Below are 21,877 nucleotides of genomic sequence, written 5' to 3'. Positions count from 1 at the left end.
TCCGCCATGTCCCCACGGTCACCGGTAGGTTCCCTTGGGTCTCGACGTAGGCCCAGCAAAGGCGATCTCACTTCGCAGGCCATCCTGGACACCGCCGAACGGCTGTTGCAGAGCCGTTCGCTCGACGACATCGCGGTGGACGAGTTGGCCTCCGGCGCGGGTATCTCGCGGTCCACGTTCTACTTCCACTTCTCGTCCCGCGAAGCGGTCCTGCACGCGTTGTCCGCCCGCGTGCTGGATGCGCTGTACGAGTCGGCCTCGTCCTGGCTGAGACGCGGGAGCGAACCACCCGAGGCGGCCATCCGGCGGGCGCTGGGCGCGACCATGGCGCTGTGGCAGGCGCACGGCCCGGTGCTGCGGGCCGCCGTCCGCGCCCGCGACACCGACCCGCTGATGCGCGACTTCTGGACCGGTGTGGCGCGGAAGTTCATCGATGCCACCGCCGAGCAGATCGTCACCGAACGCGCGGCCGGCGTGGCGGTCGACGGTCCGGACGCGCGGTCGCTCGCCGCCGTGCTGGTGTCGATGAACGAGCAGGCGTTCGTGGGCCGGTCGCTCGCGCGGCGCTCGACGAAGCGGGACCGGAAGCTGGTGGACACCTTGGCCTTCGTGTGGCTGCGGTCGGTGTACGGGATTTCCCCCTAGACCTCCGGGTCACGAGGCGGGGGGAACAGCTCGGCCAAGCGGCGCAACGACTTCTCCACCTCGCGAGCCACCGCGCGGCGACCGAATGCCGGCGGCGCCGTGGCAAGCGCCGGAACGCAGGTCTGCCGGAACCAGACTCCGCGCGCGTCGGTAGCCCAGCCCGGCACGCACCGTCTACAAGGGACTTTCGCCGCGCGTTGCTACCGACACCCATGCCTGCCTGCTCATGGCGTAGCCGAACGACCTCCGCGCGGCCGGCGGCAGCAGCATTCGGCGGGTGCGGCGTGCCGCCGCCCGGTCACGACACCTGGGCGACCCAGGCGGGCTCCCGGACTTCCTTCTCCGCGATCTCGACCCGGCCGAACGCCGCCGGGTCGACCCGGCGGTACCCGTGCCGGACCACGCTCTGGTAGAGGACGTCCGAGACGACGAGGACGGCGTCACCGGCCAGCTTCGCGCGCACCGGGTCGGCGTCGGCGAGGCGGCACGCGGTGTTCAGGTCGCTGCCCACCCAGCCGTGGGCGTCCCGGTGCACCTCGCCCGCGTGCAGGCTGATCCGCACCCGGATGCGCGGCGCGGAGGCCCGGTTGTGCCGCCCGAGCTGGTCGATGAGCCGGGGGATGGCCGGGTCGAGGATGTCCACTTTGGACACCTGGGGCGGGATCAGCACCATCATGCCGTCGCCCCGGTCCTGGACGCCGAGGTCGTTCCACCGGATGCCGGCGGCGCGGAACCCGTCGCGGACGGCGTGGGTCAGCACGTCCCGCGCCACGATCTGGTGCGGGTTGGACCACCGCCCGAACCCGGCGATGTCCACCACGAAGATCGACCGGTACTCGGGGCCGGGAGGGTGCCGCAACCGACGCCGGCCGCGGGGCAGCTCAACGGTCATCGTCCGCCCCCTGCAACGCGCGGCGCAACGTCCAGGACCGGCTCAGCAGCCGGAGGGTGTGCGGGACGCGGCGGACCGGCGGCAGGTCGGCCAGTTCCGCGCGGAACTCCTCGTGGTACCGGGCCTGGTGGCACGGCGGCAGCACGGCGACGGCGAGGTGGAGCAGCCGGCTGCCCGGCCGGGGCTCCAGTTCCAGCCGGATGATCCGCGCGGCTGCCGCCATCGGCTCGAAGCTGGCCGTGGCGAGCAGGTTGCGCTCCACCGCGAACTCCAGCCACAGCACCCGTTCGTAGACCTGGCGCAGCCGGACGTCCCCGTTGCGCTCCAGCGCACGCCTCAACTGGAGTGCGAGGTGGTGCGCGAGCTTGCGGTCCAGGATCCGGTCGAGCGTGCCGTCCAGCACGACTTCGAGGTCGTGCGCGAGCAACCGGATACGAGCCAGCCGGTGTCGTCGAGTCATGTCCCACCTGCCGCATGGGGTCGCAGCAGGCCGAGCCGGGCGACCGCCCCGCGCCCCCGCGCGAGGGCCGCGCGAGCCGCCGCGACGCTGTCCGGGTCGACCCGGTAGTACCGCCGCCGGGGCCGGCCGCGTTCGTGGGGATCGGCGTCCTCCCACCGGCTCTCCACCCAGCCGCACTGCTCCAGCCGGGCGAGGATCGGGTGGACCGTTCCACTGGGCAGCCCGGCGACCTGGCAGATCTCCAGCCCGTACCGCTCCAGCGCGGGCTCCTCCAGCAGCACACCCAGCACCAACTGGGTAGGCAGAGTCATCTTCGGTCCCTTCCGAGCCACAACCATGGTCTAACTCTACCTAGGGTCGTCCGATTGCGCTCCGCAGAAAACGGGTGTCGGGCCTCCTGTTTTCCGGGTTGAACCGATCGTCCGACGGCTCCGTGTCAGGGGTGTCCACCACCGCACGGAAAGGCCAACCCGCCGATGAACCCGCACCGCAACCCGTCCCCGCTGGGCCTCCAGGGAACGAGCTGACCGAGTCCGAGATGCGCGACCCCCTCCTCGAACGCACGCTGCGCCAGGTCCGGGCCGAGAAGGCCCGGGACCGCAGGCGTCGCGGCGGCATCGTGACGGCGGTGAGCGCCACGCTCATCGCCGCCGTGCTCGTCGTCGGCGTCCACCTGGGCCGGCACAGCGCGCCCGGGGAACGGGTCCTGGTCGCCACCGCGGCGAGCGGAACCCGGATGACCACCACCATCACTCCCGCCGACGGCTGGGTGCGGCTGCACGCCGCCGTCGACGGGATCGACCCCGGTGAGAAGTGCGAGCTGGTCGTCACCGATTCGGCCGGCCGCAGGTACGTCGCGGGTGGATGGGTCGCATCGCGCCGGGGGGACACCGGTCTTGCCGGTGCGGCCATGGTCGATCCCGCCGAAGTCGCGACGATCAGCGTCGTCACCGTCGACGGGCGGGTTCTGATCACGGTCTCCGCGTAAGCCGGGTCAGGCGGTGTTCACCTCGCCGCGACTGGACGGATGCACATGTCACGGACCAAAAATGGCAAGCTGTGCCCGTGAGGCGGTTGCTCCCACTGTTACTCGTCGTCCTCCTCGCCGGGTGCGGCGCCGACGAGCGGTTCGTCGCCATCGACGACGTGCCGGTCCGCGTGGACGCGGTCGCCGCCACCCGGGACGCGTCCACCGGCACGTTCAGCGTCGACTGCGGGCGCAACGAGGCACGGCACCTCAACGCCGACAACATGGTGATCGCGCCGGGCACGCCGTTCGGCGCGCACCACACCCACGAGTACGTGGGGAACCTGAGCACCGACCACACCAGCACCGACCGGTCGCTCGCCGCCGCGTCCACCACGTGCGCGGGCGGCGACCTGTCCACCTACTACTGGCCCGTGCTGCGGCTCACCGACCGCGGCGGCCACGACGGGCACGCGCCCGGCGGCGGGGTCCACGGCAACACCGGCGAGGTGCTGCCGCCCGCCGCCGTGCGGGTGACGTTCACCGGCAGCCCGGTCGGCAAGGTCCTGCCGATGCCCCGGTTCCTGCGCATGATCACCGGCGACCCGGCCGCGCTGACGTCCGGCACCGGCACCGCGAAGTGGAGCTGCACCGGGTTCGAGGACCGGCACACCGACCGGTACCCGGTGTGCGGGGCGGGGCGGCAGGTGCTGCGCACCTACGACTTCCCGAGCTGCTGGGACGGCCGCAACACCGACAGCGCCTCCCACCGGGCGCACGCGGTGTTCCCCGCCGCCAACGGCGTCTGCCCGCAGGGCACGTTCCCGATGCCGAAGCTGCGCGTCCGGGTGGCCTACGACGTGCCGCCCGAACGGCCGTTCGCGCTGGACAGCTTCCCCGAGCAGGACCGCGACCCGCGCACCGACCACGCGATGTCCGTCAACGTCATGCCCGACGCGCTGACCGCGCGGATCGCGGCGTGCCTCAACCAGGGGCAGACCTGCGGGTGAGGTCCGCCCGGACTTTTTCCGGCCGGCTTTGAACCGAACCCGCCCGGGAGCCGTGTCCGCGGTGAGGAGTTGACGAGAGGAGTGGGTGGATGGCGGCTTTGTGGTCCCGGAAACGGGAACCCGCGGCCGACGAGGCGCTGATCCGATCGCTCTACGAGGAGCACGGCCGGGCGCTGCTCGCCTACGCCACCAGGCTCACCGGGGACCGGGCGGCAGCGGAGGACGTCGTCCAGGAAACCCTGGTCCGGGCGTGGCGACACCCGGACGCCCTGGTCAACGGCAAGGGCTCGGTGCGCGGCTGGCTGCTCACGGTGGCGCGCAACATCGTCACCGACCGGATCAGGGCCCGCGCGGCGCGGCCCCAGGAGGTGGCGGAGTCGCCCGCGACGCCGCCGGTGCAACGCGACCACGCGGACTCCGTCGTGGACTCGGTCGTGGTGCTGGAGGCGTTGGACCGGCTGTCGCCGGACCACCGCGACGTGCTGATGGAGATCTACTTCCGCGGCCGGAGCGTGACGGAGGCGGCCGAGGCGCTCGGCGTGCCGCCGGGCACGGTCAAATCGAGATCACATTACGCGTTGCGGGCCCTGCGAGAGACGTTCGTCGGACAACAGGTCGCGCTGAAGGGGGTGGCCGGATGACCACGAACCACGATCCACAGCTACTGGGCGCCTATGTCCTGGGTGTCCTGGAAGAGCCGGAGGTGCGCGCGGTGGAGGAGCACCTGGCGGCCTGCCCGCGGTGCCGCACCGAACTGGCCGACTTGCGGGCGATGGAAGAGGCCATGGGTGACGTGCCGCCCGAACTGCTGCTCGACGGGCCGCCCGAGGGCGGGGACCTGCTGTTGCAGCGGACGCTGCGGCAGGTGCGCGCGGAACGCGGCGGTCAGGTCCGGCGTCGGCGGATCGGCGCGGGACTGGTGGCGGCGGCCGTCGCGGCGGTCGTGCTGGGCGGCGGGTTCGCCGTCGGCCGGAGCACCGCGCCGACCCAGCAGCAGGCGGTGACGACGCCGCCGACCGACCAGCCGAACACCAGGCTCGGCACGGCGGTCGACCCGGCGACCGGCGCCCGGATGACGGTGAAGGTCAAGCCCGCCGCCGGGTGGGTGCGGGTGAACGCCTCGGTGGCGGGCATCGCGAAGAACGAGAAGTGCAGGCTGGTGGTCGTGGCCAAGGACGGCACCCGGCACGAGGCCGGGAGCTGGCTGGTGTCGGCGCTCGGCGAGCAGGAGGGCACGAACCTGGACGGCTCGGCGCTGGTCGCGCCGGACGACGTGGCGGCCGTGGAGGTCCGCAACTTCGACGGCGAGCGGATCGTCACCGTGCAGGTCTGAGCCGACGGGCTCATGGGCCGGCGGGCCCCGTCGACAGGCCCGCCGGCCGACCGGGGAGGCCGTGCGCCCCGCTCTCGGGCGGGGCGCACGGCGGTCCTTCCCGCGTGTTGGGGCTTCAGTGTTTCAGTGCTTCAGTGCTTCAGTGCCGAAGGGCTTCAGGGCTTCAGGGCTTCAGCACGACCTTGCCGCTGGTGGTGCGGTTCTCCAGCGCGGTGTGCGCGTCGGCCGCGGCGGACAAGGCGAACGTCGTCGTCAGCGGGGTGAGGCGGCCCTCGGCGAGGGCGGCGAGCGCCAGCGTCTCCAGGTCGCGCAGGTTCATCTTCTTCAGGATCCGGGGGCCTACCGCGACCGACGCCGTCAGGCCGCGCGAGTACAGGTCCGCGGTCTCGATCCGGGTCGGCTCGCCGGACGACCAGCCGAACAGGATGATCCGGCCGCCGATCCCGAGCAGCTCCAGCGCCTGCCGCCCCCGTTGCCCGCCGACGCCGTCGAGCACGACCGTCACCTCGCCGAACTCGGCGCGCACCTCGTCCGACCAGTCGTCGAGGGTGTAATCCACCACGAGGTCGGCCTTGAGGTCCCGCACCACGTCCAGCTTGCCGGTGCTCGCCGCGCCGACCACCTTCGCGCCGACCGCCTTGGCCTCCTGCACGAACAGCGCGCCGAGACCGCCCGCCGCGGCCGGCACGAGCACCACGTCGTCCTTGGTCAGCTCGGCGACGCGCAGCACGCCGTACGCGGTGCGGCCGGTGCCGATCATGGCCACCGCGGCGTCGTCCGAGACGTGGTCGGGCACCTCGTGCAGGGCGGCGACGTTCGCGACGGCCAGCTCGGCGTACCCGCCGTGGGCCATGCCGAGGTGCGCCACGACACGCTTGCCCAGCCAACTCGCGTCGACGCCGGCACCGAGCCCGACCACTACCCCGGCGACCTCGCGTCCCGGTGTCATGGGCAGCTCGGGCGCCGGGAACGGCCCACCGGTCTCGCCCTTGCGGATCGACGTGTCGAGCAGGTGCACCCCGGCGGCCGAGACCGCGACCCGCACCTGGCCGGCCTGTGGTTCCGGGTCCGGGACCTCCTCGTACCGCAGGTTCTCGGCCGGGCCGAACTCGTGCTGTCGGATGGCACGCATCCTGTGTTCCCCCTCGCGTCGGTTGTGGTCGCCACCGTAGAAGTTCGACTTAAGTCGAGGTCAAGGCGCGCGCCCGCCGATGAACCCCGCGCGTGGTGATGCGTCTACGGAGGTGTGAAGCACTTCGACCACAACGCGCACTACCACCCGCTGTTGCTGGACCAGGTGCCGCCGGGGGCGCGCACGGCGCTGGACGTCGGGTGCGGGCACGGGGCGTTCGCGCGCAAGCTCGCCGCCCGCGGGCTGGCGGTGACCGCGGTGGACCGGGCCGTCGACATGTCCGCTCCGGGGGTGGCGTTCCGGCGGGCCGACGTGCTGGCCGACGACCTCGGCGGGCCGTACGACTTCGTGTCCTGCATCGCCACGCTGCACCACATGCCGTTCATCGCGGCCGTCGAGCGGTTGCGCGGCCTGGTCGCGCCGGGTGGCGTGTTGGCGGTGCTGGGGCTGGCCAAGGAGAAGACCGCCTGGGACTGGGTGGTGAGCTTGGCTTCGGTGCCCCCGAACATCGCCCGGAAGCTGGTCCGGGACGACCCGGTGAGCGCCGCCCCGGTGCGGGACTGGTCGATGTCGGTCGACGAGATCAAGGCCGGCGCCGAGCGGCTGATCCCGGGCGCACGGGTCCGGCGGCACCTCTACTGGCGGTACTCGCTCGTCTGGACCGCGCCGGGCGTTGTGTAGGTGGGAGCCGGCCGAGCCGGCCTTTAACGTGGTTAATGCTTTGACGGCAACCCGTTGCGGGAGACATAGTCGGAGCCGACAACGGGAAGGGGGGAGCTTCGTGGACGCCAGTGAGTCTGAGTGGACCGGCGCGGCGACGTTCTCTTTTCGTGAAGTGAACTCTCCACCGCTGACCTGCGCGTAGGCCGGTCGCCTAAGGACTGCCCGAGCATGTCGGGCGGTGCCCGCGGCCATTAACGGGCCCTATTGCGCTCTTTATCTTGTTGATTTGCGCGTGGGTATCGCGCGACGCGACGCCCCGGCCTTCATGGGGTGGGTCGGGACGAAACCTCGGCACGGCGAGGTGGTGACTCCTGTCCGGTCGGGGGCGGGTCCGTGCGCCCGCTTCCACCCTGGTTTGCCACCGGGGGAGGTCGGGTAGTCGAGGGGCGTCCGGAGCCCGGCTGGCGGGCTCCAGCGGTCCTCATGGGAGGGCGTGATGACCCACTCGACCGTCGGTCGTGTCAAGGTCGCTGGACTCCAGCCCGCCCAGGTGCTGGCAGGTCTCCTCGGCCTGGCGTTCCTCGTCGCCGGTGTCGCCGGCTTCGTGCGCACCGGGTTCGGCGACTTCGCGGGCGAGCAGCACTCGATGCTGCTCGGCTTCGCGGTCAACCCGCTGCACAACGTCATCCACCTGGCGTTCGGCGTGCTGGGTCTGCTGATGGCCACCGGCTCGGGCCTCGCCCGGCTGTACGGCTGGATCGTGTTCCTGGTCTACGGCGCCGTGCTGGTGTGGGGTCTGATGCTGGCCGGCGTGGTGTCCGTGAACCCGATTTCGGGTCTCGGCAACCCGTTGGCGCTCAACGTGAACGACAACTGGCTGCACCTCGGGCTGGCGGCGGTCGGCCTGCTGATCGCGGTGCTGCCCGCGCGGCGGAAGGTCGTCGTGCCGGAGCAGGAAGTCGAGCCGGTCGGCGAGCACGAGCCGGTCCGCGACGAGAGCATCCGGGACACCGGGATGCCCACCCAGCGCGATCGGGACGACCTGCACGACCAGCAGAACTGGCACGACAAGGACGTCCGGGAACGCGAGACGGTGCGCGGCGAGCGCGTCGAGTCGATGGACCCGACCGTGTCCCCGCGTCCGGTCCAGCCGATCGACCCGGCGATCGCCGAGCAGCACAAGGCGCGCCACTACCGTTGACGGGCAGTCCGTCGGGGAGCGGCACGGTCCACACTGGACCGTGCCGCTCCTTGCTGTCGACCTGGCTGCTGGAGCGCGCTCCAGGCCAAGCCCGAGAAGTCCGGACCACGGGCGGGCCCGGCCTGGCATCCTGGACGGCGATGTCGACACTCACGCAGTGGGCGCCCGCCGTGCTCGCCCTGGTCCTGGTGGCCAGTCCCGGTATCTGGCGGTTGAGCCGCAACACGATCACCATCGCGCACGAGGGCGGGCACGCCCTGGTAGCGCTGCTCACCGGCCGCCGGCTGGAGGGCATCAAGCTGAACGCGGACACGTCCGGCGTGACCGTGTCGCGCGGCAAGCCGACCGGGATCGCCGTCGTGCTCATGTACGTCGCCGGGTACGTGACGCCGTCCCTGCTGGGGCTCGGCGCGGCGGCGCTGGTGACCGCCGAGCAGGTGCGCCCGCTGCTGTGGGCGACGGTGGTGCTGCTGGCCGGGATGCTCATCATGATCCGGAACCTGTTCGGCGTGCTGTCGGTGGTGTTGACCGGCGCGGTGATGTTCGCGGTGTCCTGGTACGCCACGGCCGAGTGGCAGGCGGCGTTCGCGCTGTTCGTGGCCTGGTTCCTGCTGCTGGGCGGGGTGCGCCCGGTGGGTGAGCTGCAGAGCCGCCGGATGCGCGGGCGCGCGCCCCACTCCGACGCCGACCAACTGGCCCGCATCACCCGCGTGCCGGGCCTGCTGTGGGTGCTGCTGTTCGCCGTCGTCACGATCGGCGCACTGCTGCTGGGCGGGCGGCTGCTGTTACCGCTGTAACCCGTCGGTGCACCGCCTGCGAGGTGCCGCCGATCCCGCCACGCGCGTCATTCGACCAGGTGAAAGCGGTGGCGGAAGCCACACACGAGGGTGACCCGAACGCGTGGGCCACGCTGACCGCGGGCGTCCGGACCGAGGTTCAGGAGTTCCTGCGCGGGTAACCGGAGCCCATGGTCAGCATCGGTTACTTCCTGTCCAGCGAGGAGCACCGGCCGCGGGAGCTGGTCCGGATGGCCCGCCAGGCCCAGGACGCCGGCTTCGAGCGGCTGTGGATCTCCGACCACTACCACCCGTGGAACGGCGAGCAGGGCCAGAGCCCGTTCGTGTGGTCGGTGATCGGCGCGCTGTCCGAGGTGACGACCCTGCCGATCACCACCGCCGTCACGTGCCCCACGGTGCGCACCCACCCCGCCGTCATCGCCCAGGCCGCCGCGACCGCCGCCGTGCAGTGCGAAGGCCGGTTCGTGCTGGGCGTCGGCTCCGGCGAAGCCCTCAACGAGCACATCCTCGGCGACCCGTGGCCCTCCGCGCCGCGCCGCCTGGAGATGCTGGAGGAGGCCGTCGAGGTCATCCGCAAGCTGCACACCGGCAAGGACATCGAGCACCGCGGCAAGCACTACACGGTCGAGAACGCCCGCATCTACACCCTTCCCGACCAGCCGGTGCCCATCTACGTGTCCGCGTTCGGCCCGAAGGCGGCCACCCTCGCCGGCCGCATCGGGGACGGCCTGTGCAGCACCAAGCCCGACAAGTCCCTGGTGCGGAGGTTCCACGAGACCGGCGGCCACGGCAAACCCGCCCAGGCGGGCTTCAAGGTGTGCCACGCGCCGACGGCCGGGGAAGCCGTCGACCTGGCCCACCGGCTGTGGCCCAACGAGCAGCTACCCGGCGAACTGGCCCAGGTGCTGCCGTCGCCACGGCACTTCGAGCAGGCGTCGACCCTGGTCACCAAGGAGATGATGGCCGAGGCGGTGCCCGTCGGACCGGACCCCGAGCCGTACGTGCAGGCGGTCCAGGAGTACGTCGACGCGGGCTACGACGAGGTGTACGTGCAGCAGATCGGTCCCCAGCAGGGCGAGTTCTTCGAGTTCTGGGCCCGCGAGGTGGCCCCGAAGGTCCACGGGATCGCGCGATGACCAGCCAAAAGGCGACACCTCGGACGTGCGCCCGGCGCACCGGGAAGCCGGCCCCGGCGGGGTAACCCGATTGGGGGCCGACACGTTTGTCCGCCCCGCCCGCCGGGGTACGCAGTGATCAGCACCTGAACCGACTCCAGCAGGGGGTACGCCCACTATGACCAGCACCGCGCGCCTGCCGAAGCCCGTGACCGACGTCTGGGACTGGCAGAAGGAGGGCCTCTGCCGCGGCCGAGACAGCGCCGTCTTCTTCCACCCGGACAACGAGCGCGGCTCCGCCCGCGCGGCGCGGGAGGAGAGGGCGAAGCAGCTTTGCGGTCGCTGCCCGGTCCTGAACCAGTGCCGCGAACACGCACTGAACGTCCAAGAGCCCTACGGCGTGTGGGGCGGCATGGGAGAAGACGAACGCCGCCGCCTGATCGCCGCCGCCCGCCGCCGCGTAGCCGCCTGACAGCCGGGCACTTCTCCAGCTTTCGACGGTTCTTCTGCTCTTGACGCAACACCGCGGAGGCACGGCGACACAGCCCCCGCAGCCGGACCGGCCCAGCCCCCGCACCCGGATCGACACGCCCAGCCGCGTACCCGGACCAACACAGCGACCCGGCACCACCGAAGACAAAGCCGCGCGCGACCATACGATCGCGCGCGGCCCGAAGACACCACGAGGCCCCACAACGGCCTCATCCGGCTACTCCGTCAACCCGTCACGCAACTGCCGCAACGTCTTCGCCAGCAACCGCGAGACGTGCATCTGCGAAATCCCGACCTTCTGCGCGATCTGGGTCTGCGTCATGTTCCCGAAGAACCGCATCACCACGATCTTCCGCTCCCGCTCGGGCAGCTTCTCCAACAACGGGTGCAATGCCTCCCGCTGCTCGATCGCCTCCAGCTCCGGGTCCTCCTCGCCCAACGTGCTGCCGAGCGAGATGGAGCTGTCGTCGGCCACCAGCAGGTCGTCCAGGGACGCGCTGTGGTAGGCGTTCCCGGCCGCCAGCCCCTCGTGGATCTCGTCGCGGGTCAACCCCAGGTGCTCCGCCAGCTCGGACGGCGTGGGAGCGCGCCCGAGCTGCTGGGACAGCCGGGCCGAACCCGCGTTGATGGCCAGGTGCAGCTCCTTGAGCCGCCGGGGCATCCGCACCGACCAGCTAGAGTCGCGGAAGTACTTCCGGACCTCGCCCATGATCGTCGGCACGGCGAACGACAGGAAGTCGCTGCCCCGCTCCGGGTCGAAGCGGTCCACCGCGTTGATCAAACCGACCGTCGCCACCTGGACCAGGTCGTCGTAGGGCTCACCGCGGTGCCCGAAGCGGCGGGCGATGTGCTTGGCCACCGGCAGGTGCTCGGTCACCAGCTCGTCGCGCAGCCGTTCCCGCTCCGGGTCGCCCTGGGCCGTCGCCGCCAGGCGGACGAACAACGGCGCCAAGTGGTCGTAATCCCCCTGGGATCGCGTCGTGCCCCCGTTGTCGGATCCCGTCACGCCGTCCCCTGTGAGCGCTTCACGAGGTCGATGTGCACCTCGTACGCGTCGGACCGGGGAGCGACCCACGTGGTCACCGAGTCCACGAGGGCGCTGAGCACCCGCCAGCCGAAGCTGTCCCGGTCCGGCGGCGCCGAGCGCTTGGAGCCGACCGTGGTGAACACCTGCACCGCCCCGTTCACCACGACGAACCGCGCGCTCAGCACGGTGCTCGGCGCGGCCAGCGAGATGAGCGTGGAGCACGCCTCGTCCACCGCCAGCTTCAAATCCTCGATCGAGTCCAGGTCGAAGTCCTGGCGCATGGCGATGTCGGCCGCCACCGCCCGCACGATCGATAGCTGCGTGGGGTCGGCGGCCATCCGCAACTCCACCCCGGCCAAGGGGTCATCCGACTCGCCGCTCTGCGGCTCCGTGTGCGACACGCTCACCTCATCGTCCGTTTCTGTCTCGCTGGTGCTGAAGCTATCGGTACCCGAACAGATCCAACCTCACACGTGTAAGGCACGCCCGCGCTGGGAAGACTGGTTGGTGCGCCATGGGGAGGCCTCTTGACCGATCGACTCGCGGACCACCGCTGGCGAGTGGAGTACCCGACCGATGCCGGGTTGCTGGCAGCGGTCCGAGCCGGGCTCGACACCTGGCTGATCGATGTCGGCGTGTCCGAAGACGACCGGTACGACCTGGTCATCGCCGTCAACGAGGCGGTGAGCAACGCCGTGGAGCACGCTTACCCGCCCGGCGAGCCGGGCCTCGTGAAGGTCGAGGCCGAAGCCCGCCCGGACGGGGACGTGCGGGTCGTGGTGGTCGACGAGGGCCGCTGGCGGGTGCCGCCCGTCACGCTCTCCGACCGGGGCCGCGGCCTGCTGCTGATGCGGGAGAGCGTGGACGAGGTGCGGATCGAGCGGGCCCCGGACGGCACCCGCGTCACCCTCGTGCTGAGGCCGGGGCGGTCCGGCCGGGGCGCCCACCCGGCGCCGGCGTTCGACCAGGTCCTGGTGTCCGCGCACCCCGGATGGGTGGAGGTGGTGGTCTCCGGCGACGTGCCCGCGCGAGCCGGGCCCGCGGTGCGCCGGCGCATCCTCACCGCCGCCCGGGGTGGCGCCGTGCCGATCGTGGTCGACCTGCGCCGGCTCGGGAACCGCAGCGAGGGGCTGATGCGCGGACTGCACGCGGTCGCCGAGGCCGCCGCCGCGGCGGGCAACCGGGTCGTCGTGCGTGCGCCGGAGCACAGCCCCGCGCACATCGCGCTGATGGCGGCCGGCGTGGACCAGGTCGTGGACCTGGTGGCGCACGCTAGCCCGCCGAGGACGCGCCGTCCGCCGCAAGTGCCTCCGCCACCGAGCCGTACACGCTGAACACCTCGCCCAGCCCGGTCGCCGCCAGCGGCCGGATCACGGCCCGCTCCACCGCGACCACCCGGAACGCGGTGCCGCGGCGCTTGGCGTGCTGCGAGGCCTCGACCAGCACCGCGAGGCCCGCCGAGCCGAGGAAGCTCACCCCGGACAGGTCCAGCACCAGCGTGCGGTCGCTGTCCAGCCTGCCGAGCACGTCCGCCCGCAACTCGGGCGCGGTGAGCATGTCGATCTCCCCGGTCGCGGCGATCACCGTCACGCCGTCGGCGGGGTACTCCACCGAGCGCACGACCCGCCCGGTCCGCGCGCTGTCCGGGGCGGATTCGGCTCCGCTCGTCGCCACGACGTTCGGATCCTGAACCGTCACGAGGGACTCCTCTTCACCTGGTACCGCTGGGGAGGGAAGCCCAGGCGTGCGGAACGCGCCGAGCACGAAAACGCAGCGTGGCGGCACTTGTGGCCCGTAAGCCGGAGCTTCCCCGGCGCGGCTGTTGGCTCAACCGCTGCGCCACCTACCGTACGGAGCCCGTACGGACACCACAAGCGGGCAGATGGCGTCTTGATCAGTACCAGTGTAATCCGGCAGTCGGTGTGCGGCGCGTGACGAACGTCGAACGGTTTGGTCGCGGAGCGCGGCGCTACACCGCGGGGGAAGGTTTCCGCGCAACTCGGCGACCGAACCGTCCGATGACCGAGACTTACCGCAAATAGGAGGTGGCGGAGACCACAGTTCGCGCAGAATCGTGGGCAGGGGTTAACGCCGCGAGGGCCGCGGACGACTCCCCACATGGAGGGATTGACGATGAGCACCAGAACGGAAACCGAGTCCGAGCCCGCGAAGCCCAGGGCAGCGCGCGCGCTCTCCGCCGGCGCGGGATCGCTGCCCACCGCTCCGTGCAGCGTGGTCTGGAGCAAGGGCCACGCCTACGTGCTCGAAGGTTTCCGCGCCCGCTGGGTCGGGGTGGACGACCGAGGTCGTCCCCAGGCGCTCAGCGGCGAGCAGTTGCAACGCCGAGGGTGGAGCCGCACCCGCGCCCACTGAGGGCGCGCTTGAGGTGAGCCGAACGGGTCGAACCGAGTCGAACACTCGGACTCCCCGCGCCTGACACGGCGGGTGCCCCCGAGTCCGAGGTTCACCACCGTGGCGTTGCCGACCGCTCGGCGACCACTCCGCGAGTCGGCTCGGGCGGACCGTGCCGGCCCGACCGCTCTCCGCGACCGGCCCGACTGCTCTCCGCGACCGGCCCGACTGCTCTCCGCGACCGGCCCGACTGCTCTCCGCGACCGGCCCGACCGCTCTCCGCGACCGGCCCGCAACCCGGTGGTCGCATCACCGGGCTCTACCCGCGACGCCGTGCCCGCCGCCGAAGTCGAACCTCTACGATTCCGGATTGTGCAGGATCCCGCCGACCGGCTGCTGACCATCCCCAACGCGCTCAGCGTGCTGCGGCTCCTCGGCGTGCCGCTCTTCCTGTACCTCCTGCTCGGCCCGCAAGCCGACGGCTGGGCGCTGGTCGTCCTGGTCGCGGCCGGCCTGTCGGACTGGCTCGACGGCAAGATCGCCCGCTGGCTCGACCAGACCAGCAGGCTCGGCACGCTGCTCGACCCCGCCGCCGACCGGCTCTACATCCTGGCCACGCTGGTGGCGTTCGTCGTGCGCGACATCGTCCCGCTGTGGGTGGCGGCCGTCCTGGTCGGGCGGGAGATCGTGGTCGGCGCGTGCCTGCCGGTCCTGCGGGCCCGTGGTTACGGGCCGTTCGAGGTCAGCTACCTGGGCAAGGGCGCGACGTTCAACCTGCTCTACGCGTTCCCCATGCTGCTGCTCGCCCAGGGCACGTCCACCGCCGCCCAGATTGCCCGGCCGGTCGCCTACGCGTTCATGGTCTGGGGCTGCGCGCTCTACCTGTGGTCCGGAGCCTTGTACGTCTACCAGTTCTTCCTCGCGCTCCGCAGACCGCCGGGGGTCGCGCCGGTCTGAACCGGTCGTGGGAAGATCCCGCAGCGAAGATCCACCGTCATGAAGGAGCACACCGCGGTGATTCCCGAGGAGCTCAAGTACACCGAGGAACATGAGTGGGTGTTGCGCACTGGTGACGACACCGTGCGCGTCGGCATCACCGACTACGCCCAAGAGCAGCTTGGTGACGTCGTGTTCGTCCAGCTCCCGGAGCTCGGCGAACAGGTGGGCGCGGGCCAGACGCTCGGTGAGGTGGAGTCCACCAAGAGCGTGTCGGACATCTACGCGCCGCTCGCGGGCGAGGTGATCGCCCGCAACGACTCGTTGGACCAGCAGCCGGACCTGGTCAACAGCGATCCGTACGGTGAGGGTTGGATGGTGGAGCTGCGGTTGGACGACCCCACCGCGGTCGACGACCTGCTCGACGCCGCCGCGTACCAGGAGCTGGCGGCCTCGGAGTGACGTCGATCTTCCGGCGGCTCTTCGGTCGGTGGGGGAGCCGCTCCTCAGACCAGGGTTCGGGCACGATAGGTTCTAGCGGTCTCGACGGTTCCAGCAGCAGGAGGAGAGCTCAGGTGAGCACGAACGACGGGCCAGGCGTTCCGCCCGAGCAGTCCCCGGAGCGGACCTCCGTTTTCCGGGCCGACTTCCTCGCCGAGGTCGAGGGCGCCGAGGCGCCCGCCCAGGAGCCGGCCGTCGCCGGCGTCGACGCGCTGCCCGCCGGGTCCGCCCTGCTCGTGGTCAAGCGCGGTCCGAACGCGGGGTCGAGGTTCCTGCTCGACCGCGACACGACCAGCGCGGGTCGGCACCCCGACAGCGACATCTTCCTCGACGACGTGACGGTGTCCCGCCGGCACGCCGAGTTCCGCCGTGAGGGCGGCGAGTTCGTGGTGATCGACGTGGGCAGCCTCAACGGCACCTACGTCAACCGCGAGCCCGTCGACCAGGCGGTCCTCGCCAACGGCGACGAGGTGCAGATCGGCAAGTTCCGCCTCGTGTTCCTGACCGGTCCGGGCGCCGGGGGTCAGGGGGCGCAGTGACGGCGGCCGGGCGGCCACAGCGCGGGGGGTTGAGCATCGGCGCGGTGCTCGCGCAGTTGCGATCGGACTTCCCCGACGTCACGATCTCCAAGATCCGATTCCTGGAGTCGGAGGGCTTGGTCCGCCCGGCACGCACCGCATCGGGGTACCGCCAGTTCACGTCGGCGGACGTCGAGCGGCTGAGGTACGTCCTGGCCGCCCAGCGCGACCGCTACCTGCCGCTGAAGGTCATCAAGGAGCAGTTGGACGCGGCCGACGCCGGCGTGTCCCCGCGCCTCCTCCGCGCGGTCGACGGCGCGCCCACGGCGGACCAGTTCACCGGCTCCGCCCACCGGGCGACCCGTGAGGAACTGCTGGCCCGCTCCGGGCTGGAGCCCGCGGCGCTGGCCGAGTTGGAGCAGCACGGCCTGATCCGGGCCGGTGTCTACGACCAGGACGCGGTGCAGATCGCGGTCACCGTGCGCGCGATGGCCGAGTACGGGCTGGAGCCGCGTCAACTGCGTGGTTTCCGGGTGGCCGCCGATCGCGAAGTAAGCCTCGTGGAGCAGGTGGTGGCCCCGCTGTACCGCCGGCGGGATCCCCGTGCGCGGGCCCGAGCCGACGAAGTGGTCCGCGAGTTGGCGGCGCTTTCCGTAACGCTGCACACACTCCTGGTGAAGGCCGGCCTGCGTGACGTCGCAGGTGGCCGCGTTTCGCCGCGGTGAACACGTGTCCGCATCGTGATCCGGGGATACCGGGCGGTTGCGCACAAGGCCCGCTTGGCGGGTAGCGTCGAAAGAGTAGGTGGGGGATCCTCGTTTGGAGCGGGGACGCCAGAATTTCAGCGCGCTGAGGGAGGCGAGACCCGATGAGCGAGATGCGCGTCGTGGGCGTGCGGGTGGAACTGCCCGCCAACCAGCCGATCCTGCTGCTGCGCGAAACCGAGGGCGAACGCTACCTGCCGATCTGGATCGGCTCGGTCGAGGCCACCGCGATCGCCCTCGAACAGCAGGGTGTCCGACCTGCCCGGCCGTTGACGCACGACCTGCTCAAGGACGTGATCGGGGCGCTCGGGCGGCAGCTTGAACAGGTCCGGATCACGGATCTGCAGGAGGGCACCTACTTCGCCGAGCTGGTGTTCGACGGTGATGTGCGGGTGTCCGCCCGGCCCAGCGACTCCGTGGCGCTGGCCCTGCGGATCGGGGTGCCGATCCACGCCGAGGAGTCGGTGCTGGCCGAGGCCGGGTTGATCATCCCGGACGAGCAGGAGGACGAGGTGGAGAAGTTCCGCGAGTTCCTCGACTCCGTTTCGCCGGAGGACTTCCGGGGCGCGGACACGTAGTCGGGCCGGCCCGCCTGGTGTGGCGGGTTCGCGGGTTGGGCTTCTAGAGGTCCGGAGCGGGTGCTTCGGACCTTCTGCTTGTCGTTGGGCGCGTTCGCCGCCGGCCGGGCCTCCGGGGGCTTCTCACTCACGTCGTGGGGTGGGTGAACCACGAGAGGCCGGTCGTCCAGCCGCGAGTTGGAGCGGCCCCTCGTGGTGTTGCGGTGCGTTGTGGATCTGCCCCGCGTGCCACCCCCCGGTGTCACACCTTTGGATTACACAACGTCAGCGGTGATCGGCTAAACGATCACTAAACGTCACCCGAATGGCTTACGTCGGCTGACTCTCTCTACCTTTAGTTGAGGTTGAGGTGCGACACGCTCAGCGCGTCGCGTTGACCTGCCCCCTAGGCGGACTTACCGTCGAACTCAGGTGAATTGCCACGGTGTGATTTCCGCGCCGGGCGGCTTCACGTTGGTCGCCGGCTGTCGTGGCCGGACCGAGGGGAGGCAGGCGTGGTCGAGGAAGCGCCCATCCGGGCGGGAACCGGAGAACAGGGCGAGCTGTTCCCGGACTCCTCGCTGCCGGACGAACTCGTCGGCTATCGCGGGCCCGCCGCGTGCCAGATCGCCGGCATCACCTATCGCCAGCTCGACTACTGGGCTCGCACCGGGCTGGTCAACCCGACCATAAGGAGTGCCCACGGTTCCGGCAGCCAGCGGCTCTACTCGTTCAAGGACATCCTGGTCCTGAAGGTGGTCAAGCGGCTGCTCGACACCGGGGTCTCGTTGCAGAACATCCGGGTCGCCGTCGACCACCTGCGGCAGCGGGGGGTGCAGGACCTGGCCAGGATCACGTTGTTCAGCGACGGGACGACGGTCTACGAGTGCACCTCGCCCGAGGAGGTCGTGGACCTGCTGCAAGGCGGTCAAGGGGTGTTCGGGATCGCGGTCAGCGGGGCCATGCGGGAGATCAGCGGCACGATCCACGAGTTCCCGGCCGAGCGGGCCGACGGGCTGGAGGTCGACGAGGCGCCGGGGAACGACGAGCTGTCCCGGCGGCGGCGCACGCGGGCGATCGGTTGAGCGGAGCGGTGTCCGCGGCGCCGGTTCCCGGGTGAGCGGGCGGGCCGGTTGTGCCTCCGCGGGGCGGGCCGGTCGAGCGGGGCCGGTCGAGCGTGAGCAGGGCAGGCCGTCGAGCGTGAGCGGGCCGGTTGAGATCCGTGTCGCGTCCGTGAGTGTGTCGCGCGGCCTGCCGGGTACCATTCGCGGGTAGTCGATTTATCCCGTGCGGGAGAGTCCGAGCCGCGGCTCGGCGCCGAAGGAGCAAATCCTCCCCGGAACCTCTCAGGCGCAAGGACCGCGCGGGTGAGACGCCTCTGGAAAGCGGGTCGGGCGACCGACCCCGCCGACGGTGCAAGCCTGGTCCGCGAGGGCCTCGTGAAGCTCTCAGGCGCCCGGTTCGGGCGGAAGACAGAGGGGGAGGGCAACGGCAGAAGTGTGCCCGTAGCCCCGGAGGCGTAGCTATGACGCAGGACCGCATCCCCCTCGCCGCTCTTGAGCACGGCACCCCCTTCGCCGACCGGCACGTCGGTCCGCGGCCCGCCGAGCTGGCCCGCATCCTCGACGTCATCGGCGTCGGCTCGCTGGAGGAACTGGCCCAGCGCGCGGTGCCGCCGTCGATCCGCGAGCGGGACCTGGTGCTCGACCTGCCCGCGCCGGCCACCGAGACCGAGGCGCTCGCCGAGCTGCGTGCCCTCGCGGGCCGGAACAGGCCGCTCAAGCAGATGATCGGCCTCGGCTACTACGGCACCATCACGCCGCCGGTCATCCGCCGCAACGTGCTGGAGAGCCCCGCCTGGTACACCGCGTACACGCCCTACCAGCCGGAGATCTCGCAGGGGCGGCTCGAAGCGCTGCTGAACTTCCAGACCGCGGTGGCCGACCTGACCGGCCTGCCGCTGGCCAACTCGTCGATGCTGGACGAGTCGACCGCCGCCGCCGAGGCGATGACGCTGGTCCGCCGGGCGGGTCGGAGCAAGTCGAACCGGTTCGTGGTGGACGCCGACACGCTCCCCCAGACGCTGGCCGTGATCGAGACCCGGGCCGAGCCGCTGGGCATCGAGATCGTGACCGCCGACCTGTCCCAGGGGCTGGAGGGGTTGGGGCTCGGGGGCGACTTCTTCGGCGTGCTGCTGTCCTACCCCGGCGCGTCCGGTGTGGTGCGCGACCAGCAGGCGCTGATCGGGGAGATCCACGCGGCCGGCGGGCACGCCGTCGTCGTGGCCGACCTGCTGGCGCTGACGCTGCTGCGCCCGCCGGGCGAGATCGGCGCGGACGTCGTCGTCGGCACGACCCAGCGGTTCGGGGTGCCGGTCGGGTTCGGCGGGCCGCACGCCGGCTACCTGGCCGTCCGGCAGGGGCTGGAGCGGCAGCTACCGGGGCGGCTGGTCGGCGTGTCCGTGGACGCGGACGGGTCGCTCGCCTACCGGCTCGCGCTGCAGACGCGCGAGCAGCACATCCGCCGGGAGAAGGCGACCAGCAACATCTGCACGGCCCAGGTGCTGCTCGCCGTGATCGCCTCCATGTACGCGGTCTACCACGGCCCGGAGGGGCTGAAGGCGATCGCGACGCGGGCGCACCGGATGGCGACCGTGCTGGCCGCCGGGCTGTGCGAGGGCGGGATCGAAGTCGTGCACGGCGAGTTCTTCGACACCGTCCAGGCCCGCGTCGAGGGGCGTGCGGCCGAGGTCGTCGCCACCGCCCGCGACCTGGGCGTGAACCTGTGGCAGGTGGACGCCGACACGGTGTCCGTCGCCTGCGACGAGACCACCACCCGCGAGGATTTGTCCGCGGTGTGGAAGGCGTTCGGCGTCACGGTGGCCGACGTCGACGGCCTGGACGCGGACACCGCCGACGGCATCCCCGCCGACCTGCGCCGCACCACGGACTACCTGACCCACCCGGTGTTCCACGCGCACCGCTCCGAGACCGCCCTGCTGCGCTACCTGCGGCAGCTCTCGGACAAGGACGTGGCGCTGGACCGCAGCATGATCCCGCTCGGCTCGTGCACCATGAAGCTCAACGCCACCGCCGAGATGGAGCCGGTCACCTGGCCGGAGTTCGCCGAGCTGCACCCGTTCGCGCCCGCCGAGGACGCCGCCGGCCTGCTGTCCGTGATCAAGGACCTGGAGACCTGGCTGGCCGAGCTGACCGGCTACGACGCGGTGTCGTTGCAGCCCAACGCGGGCAGCCAGGGCGAGTTCGCGGGCCTGCTGGCCATCCGCGCCTACCACCGCTCGCAGGGCGCCGCGCACCGCGACGTGTGCCTGATCCCGTCGTCCGCGCACGGCACCAACGCCGCGTCGGCCGTCATGGCGGGTATGCGCGTCGTCGTGGTGAAGTGCGACGACAAGGGCAACATCGACCTGGACCACCTGCGCACGACGGCCGAGGAGCACCGCGACGACCTCGCCGCGATCATGATCACCTACCCGTCGACGCACGGCGTGTACGAGGACACCGTGCGCGAGGTGTGCGGCGTGGTGCACGACGCGGGCGGCCAGGTGTACGTCGACGGCGCGAACCTCAACGCGCTGATCGGCCTCGCCCGGTACGGCAAGTTCGGCTCGGACGTGTCACACCTGAACCTGCACAAGACGTTCTGCATCCCGCACGGCGGCGGGGGCCCCGGTGTCGGCCCGATCGGCGTGCGGTCGCACCTCGCGCCGTTCCTGCCCAACCACCCGCTCCAGCCCGGCGCGGGCCCTGAGACGGGCGTCGGCCCGATCAGCGGCGCGCCGTGGGGCTCGGCGTCGATCCTGCCGATCTCGTGGGCGTACGTGCGGATGATGGGCGCGGACGGCCTGCGTCGCGCCACCCTGACGGCGGTCGCGGCGGCCAACTACGTGGCCCGCCGGCTGGACGAGCACTTCCCCGTCCTCTACACCGGCGAGGGCGGCTTCGTGGCCCACGAGTGCATCCTCGACCTGCGGGCCATCACCAAGGCGACCGGCGTGACCGTGGACGACGTGGCCAAGCGCCTCGCCGACTACGGCCTGCACGCGCCGACCATGTCGTTCCCGGTGGCGGGCACGCTGATGGTGGAGCCGACGGAGAGCGAGGACCTCGCCGAGATCGACCGGTTCATCGACGCGATGATCGCGATCAAGGGCGAGATCGACCGCGTCGGCGCGGGCGAGTGGCCGGCCGACGACAACCCGCTGCGCAACGCCCCGCACACGGCGGCTTCGGTGACGGGCGAGTGGGACCACCCGTACAGCCGGGAGGTGGCGGTGTTCCCGGCGGGGACGTCCGCGCCGAAGATGTGGCCCCCGGTGCGCCGGATCGACGGCGCGAAGGGCGACCGCAACCTCGTCTGCTCGTGCCCCCCGGTGTCCGCTTACGGGGGCTGACCACGGAGTCTGGCCACGGAGTCTGGCCACGGGGGCTGACCATGAGGTCTCATCACGCGACTTGATCATCGGGCACCTGTTGCCGGAGCTGGTCGCGCAGG

Annotated in this window: 26 protein-coding genes and 1 riboswitch; of the genes, 19 read left to right on the top strand and 7 right to left on the bottom strand. The window is 71.5% G+C overall.

Annotated features, from left to right (window positions below):
- Positions 1–6: 6 nt before the first annotated feature.
- The gene (locus ACQPZF_RS30895) at positions 7–645 is read left to right on the top strand and encodes a TetR/AcrR family transcriptional regulator (RefSeq protein ID WP_433262955.1); all 639 of its coding nucleotides are present in this window, start codon (positions 7–9) and stop codon (positions 643–645) included.
- Positions 646–943: 298 nt separating this feature from the next.
- Here the strand turns inward: ACQPZF_RS30895 and ACQPZF_RS30890 are convergent, their stop codons facing one another.
- The 3 genes from ACQPZF_RS30890 to ACQPZF_RS30880 are packed head-to-tail and all read right to left on the bottom strand — an operon-like array spanning position 944 to position 2,308.
- Positions 944–1,537, bottom strand: a complete 594-nt coding sequence (locus ACQPZF_RS30890; protein ID WP_433262953.1) for a hypothetical protein — start codon at positions 1,535–1,537, stop codon at positions 944–946.
- Positions 1,527–1,997, bottom strand: a complete 471-nt coding sequence (locus tag ACQPZF_RS30885; protein ID WP_433262951.1) for a hypothetical protein — start codon at positions 1,995–1,997, stop codon at positions 1,527–1,529. The genes ACQPZF_RS30890 and ACQPZF_RS30885 overlap by 11 nt, the downstream gene beginning before the upstream one ends.
- Positions 1,994–2,308 carry a PadR family transcriptional regulator gene (locus ACQPZF_RS30880; protein ID WP_433262949.1) on the bottom strand — a complete coding sequence of 105 codons (315 nt, stop codon included), beginning with the start codon at positions 2,306–2,308 and terminating at the stop codon, positions 1,994–1,996. Before ACQPZF_RS30880 ends, ACQPZF_RS30885 begins: the two co-directional genes overlap by 4 nt.
- A gap of 227 nt (positions 2,309–2,535) precedes the next feature.
- On the opposite strand from ACQPZF_RS30880, the gene ACQPZF_RS30875 reads away from it, so the two are divergent.
- The 4 genes from ACQPZF_RS30875 to ACQPZF_RS30860 all read left to right on the top strand — a co-directional run bounded on the left by ACQPZF_RS30875 (position 2,536) and on the right by ACQPZF_RS30860 (position 5,307).
- The gene (locus ACQPZF_RS30875) at positions 2,536–2,985 is read left to right on the top strand and encodes a hypothetical protein (protein WP_433262946.1); all 450 of its coding nucleotides are present in this window, start codon (positions 2,536–2,538) and stop codon (positions 2,983–2,985) included.
- Positions 2,986–3,062: 77 nt separating this feature from the next.
- Complete coding sequence (locus tag ACQPZF_RS30870) at positions 3,063–3,974, top strand: DUF1996 domain-containing protein (protein ID WP_433262945.1); 912 nt, start codon at positions 3,063–3,065, stop codon at positions 3,972–3,974.
- Positions 3,975–4,063: 89 nt separating this feature from the next.
- Positions 4,064–4,615, top strand: coding sequence for a sigma-70 family RNA polymerase sigma factor (locus ACQPZF_RS30865; protein WP_433262943.1), 552 nt, complete (start codon positions 4,064–4,066; stop codon positions 4,613–4,615).
- Positions 4,612–5,307, top strand: a complete 696-nt coding sequence (locus ACQPZF_RS30860; protein ID WP_433262941.1) for an anti-sigma factor family protein — start codon at positions 4,612–4,614, stop codon at positions 5,305–5,307. Before ACQPZF_RS30865 ends, ACQPZF_RS30860 begins: the two co-directional genes overlap by 4 nt.
- Before the next feature lie 163 nt (positions 5,308–5,470).
- On the opposite strand, the gene ACQPZF_RS30855 is transcribed toward ACQPZF_RS30860, so the two are convergent.
- On the bottom strand, positions 5,471–6,439 hold the full coding sequence (locus tag ACQPZF_RS30855; protein WP_433262939.1) for a zinc-binding dehydrogenase: 969 nt from the start codon (positions 6,437–6,439) through the stop codon (positions 5,471–5,473).
- 114 nt (positions 6,440–6,553) lie between these two features.
- On the opposite strand from ACQPZF_RS30855, the gene ACQPZF_RS30850 reads away from it, so the two are divergent.
- The 5 genes from ACQPZF_RS30850 to ACQPZF_RS30830 all read left to right on the top strand — a co-directional run bounded on the left by ACQPZF_RS30850 (position 6,554) and on the right by ACQPZF_RS30830 (position 10,687).
- Positions 6,554–7,120 carry a class I SAM-dependent methyltransferase gene (locus ACQPZF_RS30850; protein WP_433262937.1) on the top strand — a complete coding sequence of 189 codons (567 nt, stop codon included), beginning with the start codon at positions 6,554–6,556 and terminating at the stop codon, positions 7,118–7,120.
- 478 nt (positions 7,121–7,598) lie between these two features.
- Positions 7,599–8,303, top strand: coding sequence for a DUF4383 domain-containing protein (locus ACQPZF_RS30845; RefSeq protein WP_433262934.1), 705 nt, complete (start codon positions 7,599–7,601; stop codon positions 8,301–8,303).
- Positions 8,304–8,443: 140 nt separating this feature from the next.
- Complete coding sequence (locus ACQPZF_RS30840) at positions 8,444–9,100, top strand: M50 family metallopeptidase (RefSeq protein WP_433262931.1); 657 nt, start codon at positions 8,444–8,446, stop codon at positions 9,098–9,100.
- Between the two features lie 170 nt (positions 9,101–9,270).
- A complete protein-coding gene (locus ACQPZF_RS30835) occupies positions 9,271–10,236 on the top strand; it encodes a TIGR03557 family F420-dependent LLM class oxidoreductase (RefSeq protein WP_433262929.1) in 966 nt (321 codons plus the stop codon).
- 157 nt (positions 10,237–10,393) lie between these two features.
- Positions 10,394–10,687 carry a WhiB family transcriptional regulator gene (locus tag ACQPZF_RS30830; protein ID WP_433262927.1) on the top strand — a complete coding sequence of 98 codons (294 nt, stop codon included), beginning with the start codon at positions 10,394–10,396 and terminating at the stop codon, positions 10,685–10,687.
- 237 nt (positions 10,688–10,924) lie between these two features.
- On the opposite strand, the gene ACQPZF_RS30825 is transcribed toward ACQPZF_RS30830, so the two are convergent.
- Both ACQPZF_RS30825 and ACQPZF_RS30820 read right to left on the bottom strand, forming a co-directional pair.
- Positions 10,925–11,713: a SigB/SigF/SigG family RNA polymerase sigma factor gene (locus tag ACQPZF_RS30825; protein WP_433262925.1), complete on the bottom strand. Its 789-nt coding sequence runs from the start codon at positions 11,711–11,713 to the stop codon at positions 10,925–10,927.
- The gene (locus ACQPZF_RS30820; RefSeq protein ID WP_433262923.1) at positions 11,710–12,135 is read right to left on the bottom strand and encodes an ATP-binding protein; all 426 of its coding nucleotides are present in this window, start codon (positions 12,133–12,135) and stop codon (positions 11,710–11,712) included. Before ACQPZF_RS30820 ends, ACQPZF_RS30825 begins: the two co-directional genes overlap by 4 nt.
- A 126-nt stretch (positions 12,136–12,261) precedes the next feature.
- On the opposite strand from ACQPZF_RS30820, the gene ACQPZF_RS30815 reads away from it, so the two are divergent.
- The gene (locus ACQPZF_RS30815) at positions 12,262–13,068 is read left to right on the top strand and encodes an ATP-binding protein (protein WP_433262921.1); all 807 of its coding nucleotides are present in this window, start codon (positions 12,262–12,264) and stop codon (positions 13,066–13,068) included.
- Here ACQPZF_RS30815 and ACQPZF_RS30810 read toward each other — a convergent pair.
- Positions 13,007–13,432, bottom strand: coding sequence for an STAS domain-containing protein (locus ACQPZF_RS30810; RefSeq protein WP_433262919.1), 426 nt, complete (start codon positions 13,430–13,432; stop codon positions 13,007–13,009). The genes ACQPZF_RS30815 and ACQPZF_RS30810 overlap by 62 nt on opposite strands.
- Before the next feature lie 435 nt (positions 13,433–13,867).
- On the opposite strand from ACQPZF_RS30810, the gene ACQPZF_RS30805 reads away from it, so the two are divergent.
- The 8 genes from ACQPZF_RS30805 to gcvP all read left to right on the top strand — a co-directional run bounded on the left by ACQPZF_RS30805 (position 13,868) and on the right by gcvP (position 21,776).
- On the top strand, positions 13,868–14,107 hold the full coding sequence (locus tag ACQPZF_RS30805) for a hypothetical protein (protein WP_433262917.1): 240 nt from the start codon (positions 13,868–13,870) through the stop codon (positions 14,105–14,107).
- Positions 14,108–14,458: 351 nt separating this feature from the next.
- The gene (locus ACQPZF_RS30800; RefSeq protein ID WP_433262915.1) at positions 14,459–15,043 is read left to right on the top strand and encodes a CDP-alcohol phosphatidyltransferase family protein; all 585 of its coding nucleotides are present in this window, start codon (positions 14,459–14,461) and stop codon (positions 15,041–15,043) included.
- 39 nt (positions 15,044–15,082) lie between these two features.
- Complete coding sequence (gcvH, locus tag ACQPZF_RS30795; RefSeq protein WP_433262913.1) at positions 15,083–15,484, top strand: glycine cleavage system protein GcvH; 402 nt, start codon at positions 15,083–15,085, stop codon at positions 15,482–15,484.
- A 113-nt stretch (positions 15,485–15,597) separates the two neighbouring features.
- Positions 15,598–16,062, top strand: a complete 465-nt coding sequence (gene garA, locus ACQPZF_RS30790) for a glycogen accumulation regulator GarA (RefSeq protein WP_015103832.1) — start codon at positions 15,598–15,600, stop codon at positions 16,060–16,062.
- Complete coding sequence (gene ftsR / locus ACQPZF_RS30785; RefSeq protein ID WP_433262911.1) at positions 16,059–16,766, top strand: transcriptional regulator FtsR; 708 nt, start codon at positions 16,059–16,061, stop codon at positions 16,764–16,766. Before garA ends, ftsR begins: the two co-directional genes overlap by 4 nt.
- Positions 16,767–16,909: 143 nt before the next feature.
- Positions 16,910–17,383, top strand: a complete 474-nt coding sequence (locus ACQPZF_RS30780; RefSeq protein ID WP_033427967.1) for a bifunctional nuclease family protein — start codon at positions 16,910–16,912, stop codon at positions 17,381–17,383.
- 494 nt (positions 17,384–17,877) lie between these two features.
- Positions 17,878–18,447 carry a MerR family transcriptional regulator gene (locus ACQPZF_RS30775; RefSeq protein ID WP_433262908.1) on the top strand — a complete coding sequence of 190 codons (570 nt, stop codon included), beginning with the start codon at positions 17,878–17,880 and terminating at the stop codon, positions 18,445–18,447.
- 195 nt (positions 18,448–18,642) lie between these two features.
- Positions 18,643–18,734, top strand: a riboswitch (glycine riboswitch).
- Positions 18,735–18,887: 153 nt separating this feature from the next.
- Entirely contained in the window at positions 18,888–21,776 is a 2,889-nt protein-coding gene (gcvP, locus tag ACQPZF_RS30770; RefSeq protein WP_433262906.1) for an aminomethyl-transferring glycine dehydrogenase, read from the top strand.
- The last annotated feature ends 101 nt before the right edge of the window (positions 21,777–21,877 follow it).

The organism is Actinosynnema sp. CS-041913, from assembly GCF_050942485.1.
Taxonomy (GTDB): domain Bacteria; phylum Actinomycetota; class Actinomycetes; order Mycobacteriales; family Pseudonocardiaceae; genus Actinosynnema.
The sequence above is the reverse complement of the archived record's forward strand: the minus strand, read 5'-3'. Positions and strand labels throughout refer to the sequence as shown.